Annotated in this window: 20 protein-coding genes; all 20 read left to right on the top strand. The window is 37.3% G+C overall.

Annotated features, from left to right (window positions below):
- The coding region (locus PHO71_RS22205) for an ATP-dependent Clp protease proteolytic subunit (RefSeq protein ID WP_300207700.1) at positions 1-524 on the top strand (524 nt) is incomplete at its 5' end.
- Positions 521-1,093, top strand: a complete 573-nt coding sequence (locus PHO71_RS22200; RefSeq protein WP_300207699.1) for a hypothetical protein — start codon at positions 521-523, stop codon at positions 1,091-1,093. The genes PHO71_RS22205 and PHO71_RS22200, both read left to right, overlap by 4 nt.
- On the top strand, positions 1,081-1,725 hold the full coding sequence (locus PHO71_RS22195; RefSeq protein WP_300207698.1) for a nucleotidyltransferase domain-containing protein: 645 nt from the start codon (positions 1,081-1,083) through the stop codon (positions 1,723-1,725). Before PHO71_RS22200 ends, PHO71_RS22195 begins: the two co-directional genes overlap by 13 nt.
- 84 nt (positions 1,726-1,809) lie before the next feature.
- Positions 1,810-3,276, top strand: coding sequence for a TROVE domain-containing protein (locus tag PHO71_RS22190; RefSeq protein ID WP_300207697.1), 1,467 nt, complete (start codon positions 1,810-1,812; stop codon positions 3,274-3,276).
- Between the two features lie 67 nt (positions 3,277-3,343).
- Positions 3,344-3,490, top strand: coding sequence for a hypothetical protein (locus tag PHO71_RS22185; RefSeq protein ID WP_300207695.1), 147 nt, complete (start codon positions 3,344-3,346; stop codon positions 3,488-3,490).
- Positions 3,487-3,831, top strand: coding sequence for a hypothetical protein (locus PHO71_RS22180; RefSeq protein ID WP_300207693.1), 345 nt, complete (start codon positions 3,487-3,489; stop codon positions 3,829-3,831). The genes PHO71_RS22185 and PHO71_RS22180 overlap by 4 nt, the downstream gene beginning before the upstream one ends.
- Positions 3,832-3,922: 91 nt before the next feature.
- On the top strand, positions 3,923-4,480 hold the full coding sequence (locus PHO71_RS22175) for a hypothetical protein (RefSeq protein ID WP_300207691.1): 558 nt from the start codon (positions 3,923-3,925) through the stop codon (positions 4,478-4,480).
- A gap of 124 nt (positions 4,481-4,604) precedes the next feature.
- On the top strand, positions 4,605-5,402 hold the full coding sequence (gene coaD / locus PHO71_RS22170) for a pantetheine-phosphate adenylyltransferase (RefSeq protein WP_300207689.1): 798 nt from the start codon (positions 4,605-4,607) through the stop codon (positions 5,400-5,402).
- A 67-nt stretch (positions 5,403-5,469) separates the two neighbouring features.
- Complete coding sequence (locus PHO71_RS22165) at positions 5,470-6,045, top strand: HD domain-containing protein (RefSeq protein WP_300207665.1); 576 nt, start codon at positions 5,470-5,472, stop codon at positions 6,043-6,045.
- Positions 6,030-6,362, top strand: a complete 333-nt coding sequence (locus PHO71_RS22160) for a hypothetical protein (RefSeq protein WP_300207662.1) — start codon at positions 6,030-6,032, stop codon at positions 6,360-6,362. The genes PHO71_RS22165 and PHO71_RS22160 overlap by 16 nt, the downstream gene beginning before the upstream one ends.
- A 3-nt stretch (positions 6,363-6,365) precedes the next feature.
- Positions 6,366-7,349, top strand: coding sequence for a radical SAM protein (locus PHO71_RS22155; protein ID WP_300207659.1), 984 nt, complete (start codon positions 6,366-6,368; stop codon positions 7,347-7,349).
- A gap of 193 nt (positions 7,350-7,542) precedes the next feature.
- A complete protein-coding gene (locus PHO71_RS22150) occupies positions 7,543-7,893 on the top strand; it encodes a hypothetical protein (protein ID WP_300207656.1) in 351 nt (116 codons plus the stop codon).
- Entirely contained in the window at positions 7,890-8,228 is a 339-nt protein-coding gene (locus PHO71_RS22145) for a hypothetical protein (RefSeq protein ID WP_300207653.1), read from the top strand. Before PHO71_RS22150 ends, PHO71_RS22145 begins: the two co-directional genes overlap by 4 nt.
- Positions 8,229-8,482: 254 nt before the next feature.
- Positions 8,483-8,785: a hypothetical protein gene (locus PHO71_RS22140; protein ID WP_300207652.1), complete on the top strand. Its 303-nt coding sequence runs from the start codon at positions 8,483-8,485 to the stop codon at positions 8,783-8,785.
- A 5-nt stretch (positions 8,786-8,790) separates the two neighbouring features.
- Complete coding sequence (locus tag PHO71_RS22135) at positions 8,791-9,432, top strand: AAA family ATPase (RefSeq protein ID WP_300207649.1); 642 nt, start codon at positions 8,791-8,793, stop codon at positions 9,430-9,432.
- A 224-nt stretch (positions 9,433-9,656) separates the two neighbouring features.
- The gene (locus tag PHO71_RS22130) at positions 9,657-10,028 is read left to right on the top strand and encodes a hypothetical protein (protein ID WP_300207646.1); all 372 of its coding nucleotides are present in this window, start codon (positions 9,657-9,659) and stop codon (positions 10,026-10,028) included.
- Positions 10,015-10,242, top strand: a complete 228-nt coding sequence (locus PHO71_RS22125) for a hypothetical protein (protein ID WP_300207644.1) — start codon at positions 10,015-10,017, stop codon at positions 10,240-10,242. The genes PHO71_RS22130 and PHO71_RS22125 overlap by 14 nt, the downstream gene beginning before the upstream one ends.
- Positions 10,235-10,624 carry a dUTP diphosphatase gene (dut, locus tag PHO71_RS22120; RefSeq protein WP_300207642.1) on the top strand — a complete coding sequence of 130 codons (390 nt, stop codon included), beginning with the start codon at positions 10,235-10,237 and terminating at the stop codon, positions 10,622-10,624. Before PHO71_RS22125 ends, dut begins: the two co-directional genes overlap by 8 nt.
- Entirely contained in the window at positions 10,624-10,845 is a 222-nt protein-coding gene (locus PHO71_RS22115) for a glutaredoxin domain-containing protein (RefSeq protein ID WP_300207641.1), read from the top strand. Before dut ends, PHO71_RS22115 begins: the two co-directional genes overlap by 1 nt.
- 5 nt (positions 10,846-10,850) lie before the next feature.
- Positions 10,851-11,105 (top strand): hypothetical protein (locus tag PHO71_RS22110; protein ID WP_300207639.1); only part of this gene is annotated, 255 nt, incomplete at its 3' end.

Raw genomic sequence — 11,105 nt, 5'->3', positions numbered from 1 at the left:
GTATGTTTGGTGGATTAAAAATGATGCGAACAGTACTATTATCTAGAACTATGGATGAAGATAGCGTAATTGAATTTGTAACTACGCTGGCAGAACTTAATGAAGAATCTGAAGACGATATCACACTCATCATTAATTGTAGCGGTGGATTCGAATATGCTTTAACTGGTATGTTATCTGCTATTCGGTATTCAAAAGCAAAAATTATAGGTCATGTATATGGCGAGTGCTACTCATTTGCATTACCAATACTATTAGCATGTGATGATAGGGTAGCTTCACCATTTGCACGATTTATGATTCATGATGTATCGTGTTCATTTAATAAAGGATCACATCCCTTTAGCGAATGGACGAGTAAGATTGAACAGATGACGTGGGCTCGTAATCTTTATATAAGAATGATTATAGAGAATACACGAATAAGTAAAGAATTCCTTATGAATATCTTTGATAAAAGGGAAGACTACTTCTTTGGTGTAGATGAGGCACTAAAGTTAGGAGTTATTAATGAGGTGAAATGAAAATGCGTGTAATCTTAAAGTCTGATAAGTGGATAAGTAAGAGAACATTAGCCGATCTTGTAATAATCGGCAATGATAAATTCTGGTTTAGTAACCGTGAGCTATTAGCGGCAGAGATTAATGGCACATACAGAGTCCGTGGAAGTTGGCCGAGTGGATCACATGCAAATCAGCTACCAAGGAATTCATATAACGATAGATTCGATTGGTTCTGGTTCAACATAGATGTTTCACTTCATTTCTGGAAACTTTTTACTGCACCATTCAATCCATACGCAGAAAATCCAATTCGAATTGAGAGGTTTGCTGGTGATAGAATGAATGCGTTTGCATTTATTGTTGGTGGATTAAAATTATACTTCTCACAGGGTGAATTCATGGCGTATGAATGGAACAATGGTGGAGTAATTGTTTCTGAAAATACATTCCATGATGGAACTATTACAAGGCACATGAATGCTCTGGTAGACAAAACACATCCAAGAATAAATAGAGTCGAGTTTTTACAAACATTTGAACGGACTGTTCCTGATTTTGGTGCTAGGAGTAGAATGGTATGGTTGGCTTAATCTTCTCCGCAATGATTGGTTCTCGCGCATGTGGATATAATAGAGATAATTCTGATTATGATTTACGTGTTATTTATGCCGCGAATCTAGACGATATATTTGGTTTAGATAGATTAAAAGAAACAGATGTAACAAGAACAGATCAGTTTGAAATCGAAAGTCATGAAATTAAAAAATTTATAGGTATGCTTTTAAAATCAAATCCTAACTCAATCGAAACTCTTTTTTCACCGGTGCAAATTCATCATGATGATAGGTATTGGGACGAATTACGAGAATTAGGTAAAGCATGTATCACACAGGATATGATTCCAGCATACGAAGGGCTCAGTCATACTCTTATTAAGCGTGCTAATGCAAGCACTGGTGCTGAAAAGGTAAAAACAATAAATGTGTTGCATCGTAATCTTCTTACCTGTTTATATATGGTTATGTATGGTGAGATAGAAATTAATTTACGAAAACTCAAAGATGCTTTTGGGCATAGTATTGCAGATGACTGGGAACAAACAGCATACGAATTGCTAGATGAAATCAAAACATTTCCAACAAAAATACCAGCACACATTTCAGATGAAACTAGAAAGCGGGCAAATGACTTGTTATTAACAATAAGGTATGATTCATTATGATAATAGCATTAGCTCTGACATTTTGTTTATGTGTAATGGTTCTCATGGTAGCATGGGATATAATAAAAGATTGGGTGACATAAAATGGCAGGAAAGTTTAACAGATCGTTAGAAAAGACAGCAGTTATACGAAATAAAGCTGGTGGATTGGCGGAAGCTTTACCACCGAAAGAAGAACTGATGACTCGTGTTTTCACATGTTTTGTGAATGAGCCTGGTGCATATGGTAATGCAGATGCAGAATTAATCGCACTTGCAAATCGTGTACTCATACGAGATCCTGAATATGTTTTGAAACTTGCAGTTTATGCAAGACACGAAATGCATATGCGTTCAGTTCCAATCTTGCTTTGGACATTATATGCAAACAGTGGAAATAAAACAGTAGTGAATGCAGCTGATTATGGGTGTGCAATTGTCAGTCGTGCAGATGAAATTCTCGAATTAATGTCAGCACAGAAAGGAATGTTTCCAGATCAGCGCAGGCCGTTTAATTCGGTTAGGCTTCCACGTATCACGAAAGTAGTGATTCGTAGATCTCTGAATAAGTTCGATGCTTATCAGTTTGCTAAATATAACGGTGGATCTGGAGAGTTTAGATTCCGTGACGCAATATTCTTAACACACCCGACACCGAAAGACATAGAACAGCAGAAAATTTTCCAGTCACTAGTTGATGAGACAATCGAATCAGCCGACACTTGGGAACATGCCATCTCTACACTTGGTTCGAATAAACAGGCATGGACTGACATGATCCCTAAAATGGGATATATGGGTTTACTACGTAACTTGCGAAATTTTGAGAGCCACAAAATTTCTGCATCATTAATTGCACCAAGGTTAACTAACCCACATGCAGTTGCGAATAGTAAACAGTTTCCATTCCGCTTCCTTTCCGCATACAAAATGGTTGAAACAACGGAATATAAACGAATCACTGAAGAAGCAATGGAAGTGTCAATTGGAAATATCCCAAAAATTCAAGGACGTACACTAATTCTTGTAGATGTTTCTGGCTCTATGGATAGTCCACTCTCTGGTAAATCGTCAATGACACGGTATGACATCGCTGGTTTATTTGGAGCAATCTGTCCAAAGATTTTCCAGCAGCACACGCTCGTATCATTTGCAACAGATTTCCAGCAGGTGATTTTACCAAAAGAACTATCATCGTTGGCTTGTGCCAGAATGATGCGTTCAGTAAATGTTGGATGGAGCACAGAAGCATGGAAGCCAATTGACGCGATTATTCGTGCAAAAATGGTGTATGATAGGATACTAATCGTCAGTGATATGCAGTGTTACTCGTCACGTGGAACGAGTGCATCGGTATCATCACTATTCGATCGATATCTACACGAGGTTAATCCGAACTGTAGGATTTACTCAATTGATCTTGCTGGATACGGAACAGCACAAGTGAACATTCAGAATCCTAACGTATATCTGTTAGCCGGATGGAGTGAAAAAATTCTTAACCTTATTCCAATGGTAGAAACAGAAGATATGGTGAGTATCATTGAGTCTTACACGAATACTGTTCGCTGAAGGTATAGGAAATAATAAACAATACTTGTGTCAATTAGCTACTAAATTAGCAAATGGACTACCATATATGACAGAACTTTTAGAGCTAAGTCGAGATATTGAGCCAAGCTACTATTATCTCGAATTAGCTGTAAGAGGCCGATTTGAAAAGAATGAACGAAAAGAAATAAACATGCTAAAAGAATTTGTTAGAATGAAAGGTGATAAGAAATGAAAATTAAAATCGCAAATGTAATTAATCCAGTGGATGGAAATCCTGCATATCAACTTCGTCTTAGAGCTGGTGGATACACCGCTCGTGAACTGCCTAAGGAATATATAAGTGGAGAACACTTTATTGTGAACCCAAAAAGTATTGCATTCATTACAAAACTAAACCCAGTAACTGGTGAGGTTTCGCAGATTCCACAGCTTGCCAAAATCTATTTCAATGGATACTATAGTGGTATCCAGGTAGAACGTGCGCTTTCACTTATGAGAATTTGTGGTGAGCGCCTTTGCCGCATCAAAGCAAACAAAGCAAACCTTCAGCCAATACGGTTCGAGGATATTTAATGGTAGCCGTGTATTTCTGGTATCGATGGTCTCCACTTAAAAAGCAAGGAGTAATCGAACCAGAAATAACTTATGACGAAAGTGATAAGTTATGTACATGCGTGGCAGGTACGTTGACGACTTTTTAGGATTGAAATGCGCTGGAGATATTTTAAACGTTCACACAAAGATTTTTCCTAATGTGAAAGAAATCTCTGAGTCACAAGCCGCTTATTTCGCAATTGTAAATCATCTTGATATTTCACCATCTGATGAGAATGTAGTCTTAATTTGTCCCGGCGATGGTAAGTATTCAAGAACATCTATTCTTTGTGCATTTCGTACAAAATGGACATGCATAAATATAGATCCAGAAGCAGATACAACATTGATGGATAAAGTGGATCGTCTAACAATACTGAATACGAAGGTGCAGGATCTTGATTTAAGATTCCAAGAACCAACAAAGTTAGTAATTGCAGCAGTACATTCACATGCACCCGTACTTGAAATTATAAAACACCTTAAATGTGATGGCCGCAGGGCAATGGTTGCTATACCATGTTGTGTATCATATCGTGTACCACCATATTTACCAGAGTTTACATATATCGATCCATATATTCTATCACCAAAAAATGACGTATTACTATGGAGTGATCTAAAATGAAAACAACATTGAAAACATATGTATGCGGATATTGTGGGTATCTTTGGAGAGGAGAATCCGGCGACCACTGTCCAATGTGTAAACATAAACGAGAAAAACCTAAACGCGATGGATGTTGATAACTATGGGATTGTTACAAGAATTGCATGTACCAATAGAAGACGGATGGGGAACAGTTTATTCATCACCTATGCAATATTTTGTACGCACAGCAGTAACACGTGGCGATAAAGATATTATGAAAATTCATGATATAGCATATTTAGAAAAACTGTTAACAAGACTTCCGCTCCGCCATGATTGGAAATATGTTCGAGATCATTTCGAATACAGTGCTATTAAAATGGCGATTGAGCAACATCCAAACCTAAGAACAGAACTTGTTATTAGCAATAAGTATCCAGAATTCAAGGCTATATTCAATGAGTATCCGATATTTACAGCGTGTTTTCCCGGTAGTTTTGATCCATTCCATTATGGACATTTATCTGTCGTAATATCTTTCTTGGAGCGCGCAAAGAATTTCGAGTTAATTATTCTTGTAGCTGAGAATCCAAAGAAAAAATATGTATTGACACCAGATGAACGAATGGATGTTATCCATGCTACACTGCCAGTTGAAGTTAGATCGCGGTGTATGATAGATTACACCACAGGTTCCGTTGTTGAATATATGAAAGAAAACAGATGTAATACAATCATTAAAGGTGTAAGAAATACGTCAGATTTTCAGATGGAAGCAGAGCTTGCTACCTTTAATAGTATGTTGGACAGTAGAATTCAAACTATGTTATTACCACAATCAGATAACAGTTTACTGATGACGTCATCAACTAATATAAAAGAATTAATACGGTTGGGTGCACCAGTGGATGGTTTGATTCATGATAAAGCAATAGAATACCTAAGGAGTTATAAATAATATGAGATCGATTAACACAATATCTACCTGAAACTTTTGGTAAAAATATTTTAAGTTTGGTGGAAGCATGCATTCAGAAATCTTAAGAGGAGACTTAGAATTTACCATAATAAACTTAAGTGCCATTGGCGCGCTGAGTAAAGTATTACCAGAAATTGACATCATGCGAAACTTTGAACAGCGCGTTGATCGGCATCCAGAAGGAAATGCGCTCAACCACATTATAAATTGTCTTGCACGATTGAATTGGGATGATTCAGATCTTATAAAGATTTGTGTCCTACTACATGATGTAGGCAAACCAGTTGCATTTAAAGACGGACATTTTCATGGTCATGATGAAATGGGCGTTCCAATTGCAATTGATATTGCAAAACGACTCGGCTTTACAGAACCAGAGTTAGAAGTAATAGCATGGTGTGTACGGCACCATATGAAACTTCACAGATTTGATGAGATGAAAGATAAGAAAAAACGTATGTTGTGTGAACATCCATGCATTGGTCATCTTATGATTGTTCACGAAGCCGATTGTTTTAATTCACCAAGACCATGTAATAATGACAGTGTTCTTGCGTGGATGGAATCTAAAAAAATTAACAACGATTCCATTAACATCTATAAAGAGTGGAGAGCAAAATAATGTACTTTATTGTATCAACCAAAACTGGTGATACGATTATTTGTAGTAGAGTAGTCTTTGGTGGCGCCACAACAACTGGCGACATCTTAGCTTACTTAATTATAGATAATAAACCAACACCAGTTCAGAAAATGGAAGGTACTAGCGAGCTGGATGTTATATCAATTCCACGGTCAGAAATCAGTCATATACGTGAAGTTGGTGCAACAGATCAAACGTTAGACTTTTTAGTAGAATTGATAAGCCGCGAATCACTGCCACCAGAACAACCGATATTGGCAGAGGTTGACGAGTTCTTACTCAAAGGATATGTGTAAAAAATGATAGAGTTTAAATCGCCAGTTAGATTAATTGGTGGGGCCAAAGGCGACCATTGCAATTATCCATTACAGATAGATCCATATGGAAACGGTTGCACAAATGGTTGCCTCTATTGCTATGCACATAGTTTGCTTGGTTTTAGAAATCATTGGCACGAAATTCCATTTGAATCTGATATTACAAAAATTAGAAAGCACTTTGAAGATGCTTTCATAAAGAACCGAACTACGAAAACAGCAGAAATGTTAAAACGAAGAGTACCTATAAGAATAGGCGGAATGACAGATCCATTCATAACTAATGAACTAGTAAGTCGGAAGATGCTAGAACTTCTACAGGTATTTAAAGATTTCGAATATCCGCATATCATTTTCACAAAAGGAAAGATGGTGGCTGATTCTGAATATCTTAATCTATATGATCCAGATTTGACATACATTCAAGTTTCTGTAACTGGAGACATGGCGGAAACTTTAGAGCCACATGCACCGTCAACTCAAGATCGTTTAGCTGCAGTAAAAACACTTGTAGACGCAAACATTAGAACAGCAGTCCGAATCGCGCCTATAATACCAATTTGGCCAGATGGAACACTGAGTCATGAAATTGAACCAGAGTTTTCATTTAATTATTTCAGTTTCGATTTTGTTGAACACGTATTATCATCAGAGCCAAATATTGTCATAGGAGAGATGTGTAGATTTTCACCATTCGTAATAAAACAATTCGAATCTGTAGGATTAGATATTCGTCCACTATTTAATAAGTACTCGATTAAAGATTCTGCAACAATATTTTTTTCAGTAGAAGAAAGGTTAGCATACTATGAGCGGATTAAAGAAATTTGTGATTCGTACAATACAGATTTTTCTGTATGCGAATTAAATAACTTTGACGCATTTAAACATTTATGGGCTATACCGGATGATTGTTGTGGATTAAAAGGAACAATTAAATATGGTGACAAAACATGGTGGACATAACAGACTATAGAAACACGTTCTTTACATTACAGGCACTGCTTGCTAAAAAATACAATTTAAAAGATGAAATAATATCAATTGGTTTTGAAGCAGGTGATACCAGCGTAATAGCTGTAACTACTAGACGGGCCTCATATAATGAATATGGCAGACCGATTTATCACTCACAAACACATATACTGAGGTTAAGTTAATGACATATTTAACGGATGAGGAACGTGAAGAATTCGCCCGATTATTTGAAAAAGTACGAACAGCACTTATGGAAGTTCAACAGTTTGAAAATCCAATAGTGGCAATAGGTATGGGCAAATTTGATTCGATAACAGTTGTTACAGAAAAGCGTTTAGATGATGATGAGGATGGTGGATGGTCGTCATATTCATATAATACGTGTCAAGTGCACGAAGCATTAATAGGTTATGACCATTGGAGAGCGAAAACACATCAGGAACGTCTAGCTCGTAAGAAAATATACGACGATTTACATAAAGAATTTGGCAATTCTATAATACAACAAATTCGAAGGATCTTACACATATGAACACAGAATACATTTCTGCAACAGAAGTTAAAGCGTTTATAGATATCTATAAACGTCTTTTTCGAATCGTTCGTATGCAAGTGGAGCCCGAGACAATTGGAATTGCAGTAGATGAATACAATAATGTTATTGCGGTGTGTAAATCTCCGTATAGAACGAGAGTAGTTCGGGCAAGTACATATAGTTTAGAAGCGCACGAATTAGAACTCGTAGAAGAAAAGAACCGTAGATTCGAACAGTTTTTAAAATTACAAGCTGAGTTCGCTCCAGAATTTAAGGTAAAAGAAAAAGAAAAAGGATGGTGGTCAAGTGTTTGCGCGTTTATTAAGAGATGATGGGACATATTCATATTATGTAATTTATGATGATCCCAGATCTAAATACGATCATAAGTGGTTCTATACGCACTTCCGAAATCCAACACAAACTAGATTGGAACTAGGATGGCATGCATTTAATAAAACAGAAGATGAGCGCGACCTTAGAGAAAAATGGTTTTATGAAAATGAGATCGCGCCATATTTAAAACTAAGGTGATCTCATGCGATTTCATGGAGTTAAAGTTCCTGTTCCAGCCCGCAAGAAAATAATGTACAGAATTTATTGTGATGGTTGTAATAAATCACGAGTGGTTGAACAGGTGCCTAAAGAATGGTTATGTCCAGAGTGCGAGAAGGCTGAAGCTCAACGTGCGAAAGACTTATATAGATTGAAAGCAGAGTCATTAATTGGTTCAGAAATAGTTGCCGTATTTGTTGACGGTGATGTGTTGGAATCTATTAGAGTTAAAAAACCTGATGGAACAGAAGTCGATATTGATATCAGTCTGGAGTATGATGACTGGTATGATTGGACTAATCCACACGTTTCAGTTGACATATACGAGGTTTAATTATAATGATTCTGGTCGGCTTATTAGGTGGGCCTAGTGTAGGAAAATCGACAGTAGCAGCAGGGTTATTTCATCAATGCAAAATCGCTGGTATCAAAAGCGCACTCATACAGGAATTTGTACGAGAAGAGCTCAACAAGGGTTGGTGCTTAAATGGAGTCAGCGATCAGTTCAGAATTCTAATGAAGCAGCGTGAACGAGAGTTTATGCTACCAGATGAAATAGAAGTTGCGATAACGGATTCACCAACACTCCTTTCATTTGTATACGCTCCAAGAAGTGCTTTTAACTTAGCACAAGACTATCATAATATGGTTGCTCTATATGAAGAGTTTTTAAAAGATCTAATGCGATACGATCTAATAATAATCCTTGAACGTAACCCAGAGCACTTTGAAGATGATGGTACTAGGAGAGAATCGGAGACACAGTGTAATGAAATAGATACCCAACTAGAAACATTACTACAGTTACATCGTAGACCATATTTAAAATTAGCTAGCGATGAAACTACTGTAGAAATTATAATGGGTAAAATACGAGAGTTGGTAAATGATGATGATAGCCTTGATAATGTTGGGGTTGGCAACGGCCTTCTCCATCCTTGGGGCTGTTCTAAATGGTTATGGAACAGGCATAAAGGATGAGAAGGTCATTTTTAGAGGACAGCTCGCTTGGGTGGTTTCAAATGTATTATGGATCGCATTGTACATTCTATTGCCAGGAAGCGTCGCTCTAATACCGCCAACGTTCCAAATAGTGACATTTGGAACTTTTATGATATGTGCGACTTATTCAGTACTGAAGCACATCCGAAAGATTTAAATAGAATAAAATACTATTACTATATTGTAGAAAGGAGTAAGATAAAATGGTAAAACTCGAAGGATACGATTCAAAAAGTACAGCTGCAGACAACTCTTCCAGAACTATTCTTAAGCTGGAAGCAGGACAGAGAATCAGGAATGTAGAAGTTACTGGATGCATTGAAGGTGTTTCTGATTATGGTGCATACACACTTATACAGCTTGAGGCTGAAGATGGTGAGCTCCTCTCACTCATGCTCGGCGGAAATGTCTTTGGTCGCAATGGTGTAAAAGCACTGACCATTGGCGAGCCGGGTAGCAGAATCATAAATCCTGCAATCATCGGAAAGAAGGTATGGATCGGAAAGTCTCAGCCGGTCGCAAGTAAAAATAAGAAATCATATTTCAACTTCCAGTTTGGTTTTGAAAATGCCTGAATTCCATGTTAAAGAATTAGAAGGCTTCTTCTGGGAATACCTGCCCGCATCTCGCGGGGCAAACTCCCTCATAGTTTTTTACAGGGGAATTCCTGTAACTGTTGTAAAATACAGGGGAAAGAAAATTCCTATTTTAGTTGAAAAATTTTTATCTAATTGGATGTTAGAACATGAAGTATATAAATCAGTCGAAAAACGCACAGCCAATGACTAAAACACGAACATCAGATGCTGGAACAGATATCAAAGCTGATGAGAGTTGTGTAATTATGCCAGGCGGACATGCCGCAATTGATACTGGTGTAATAATTATTGGAGAACCTGGCAAGTACTGTAGATTAGCAGAGCGCAGTGGCTTAGCACTTAAGAACGGAATTAAACTTGGTGGCGGGATTATCGATGAAGAATACCGCGGAACTGTAAAAGTAATAATGTTTAATTTTGGAAGCGAACCATTTGCTGTACATGCTGGTGATAGAATTGCACAAGTAATTATTGAAGAATTCGATACTGCACTTTTTACTGAAGTGGCTACAGATGAAATACTGCTTAGCACCTCACGCGGAGACCGCGGGTTTGGGAGCAGTGGTAAATAATGACAGTAGTAATATATTCAGATACACATTGCAACAGATGCAAAGGTATTGAGCGTATATTAATTGGGCGTGGTATCGAGTTCGATAAGGTAATAATATCTGAAATGGAAGAAGCGGCGCGATTGCGCTTAATCACAAGAGCTAAAGCATTTGGTTCTCTAGCTCTCCCGTTACTTGAAGTTGACGGCAAGTTTGTAACATTAAATGAATTAATTGCGTGAGTCTAATGTATGTACAATTTACGTATGATCAGGCCTTCAATGACCTGATAATGCATTTACAGGAAAAATATCCGAAAGAGATCTTCGATATTGAAGGAATAGGCGATCAACTCGACTTGAATAAGTTCAGTAAAAAATTCTTTTCATCAAAAGTAACGGCGGACGCATCAATTGATGCTAACGCAAATGTTCCGGAGACAACAATTATTACATATGCCGCGGAACTGAAAAAACCCTTTGAAAAGATTAACTCGTATTAT

Source organism: Bacteroides sp., from assembly GCF_028690125.1.
Taxonomy (GTDB): Bacteria; Bacteroidota; Bacteroidia; order Bacteroidales; family Bacteroidaceae; genus Bacteroides.
Note: the sequence above shows the minus strand (reverse complement) of the source record. Positions and strands in the feature narration are given on the sequence as shown.

Excerpts from the sequence above, each read along its gene's own strand:
- coaD (WP_300207689.1), top strand. The coding sequence starts at position 4,605 with ATGGGATTGTTACAAGAATTGCATGTACCAATAGAAGACGGATGGGGA.
- PHO71_RS22185 (WP_300207695.1), top strand. The coding sequence starts at position 3,344 with ATGACAGAACTTTTAGAGCTAAGTCGAGATATTGAGCCAAGCTACTAT.
- PHO71_RS22190 (WP_300207697.1), top strand. The coding sequence starts at position 1,810 with ATGGCAGGAAAGTTTAACAGATCGTTAGAAAAGACAGCAGTTATACGA.
- PHO71_RS22115 (WP_300207641.1), top strand. The coding sequence starts at position 10,624 with ATGACAGTAGTAATATATTCAGATACACATTGCAACAGATGCAAAGGT.
- PHO71_RS22175 (WP_300207691.1), top strand. The coding sequence starts at position 3,923 with ATGTACATGCGTGGCAGGTACGTTGACGACTTTTTAGGATTGAAATGC.
- PHO71_RS22130 (WP_300207646.1), top strand. The coding sequence starts at position 9,657 with ATGGTAAAACTCGAAGGATACGATTCAAAAAGTACAGCTGCAGACAAC.
- PHO71_RS22150 (WP_300207656.1), top strand. The coding sequence starts at position 7,543 with ATGACATATTTAACGGATGAGGAACGTGAAGAATTCGCCCGATTATTT.
- PHO71_RS22195 (WP_300207698.1), top strand. The coding sequence starts at position 1,081 with ATGGTTGGCTTAATCTTCTCCGCAATGATTGGTTCTCGCGCATGTGGA.
- PHO71_RS22145 (WP_300207653.1), top strand. The coding sequence starts at position 7,890 with ATGAACACAGAATACATTTCTGCAACAGAAGTTAAAGCGTTTATAGAT.
- PHO71_RS22180 (WP_300207693.1), top strand. The coding sequence starts at position 3,487 with ATGAAAATTAAAATCGCAAATGTAATTAATCCAGTGGATGGAAATCCT.
- dut (WP_300207642.1), top strand. The coding sequence starts at position 10,235 with ATGACTAAAACACGAACATCAGATGCTGGAACAGATATCAAAGCTGAT.
- PHO71_RS22200 (WP_300207699.1), top strand. The coding sequence starts at position 521 with ATGAAAATGCGTGTAATCTTAAAGTCTGATAAGTGGATAAGTAAGAGA.
- PHO71_RS22135 (WP_300207649.1), top strand. The coding sequence starts at position 8,791 with ATGATTCTGGTCGGCTTATTAGGTGGGCCTAGTGTAGGAAAATCGACA.
- PHO71_RS22155 (WP_300207659.1), top strand. The coding sequence starts at position 6,366 with ATGATAGAGTTTAAATCGCCAGTTAGATTAATTGGTGGGGCCAAAGGC.
- PHO71_RS22140 (WP_300207652.1), top strand. The coding sequence starts at position 8,483 with ATGTACAGAATTTATTGTGATGGTTGTAATAAATCACGAGTGGTTGAA.
- PHO71_RS22165 (WP_300207665.1), top strand. The coding sequence starts at position 5,470 with ATGCATTCAGAAATCTTAAGAGGAGACTTAGAATTTACCATAATAAAC.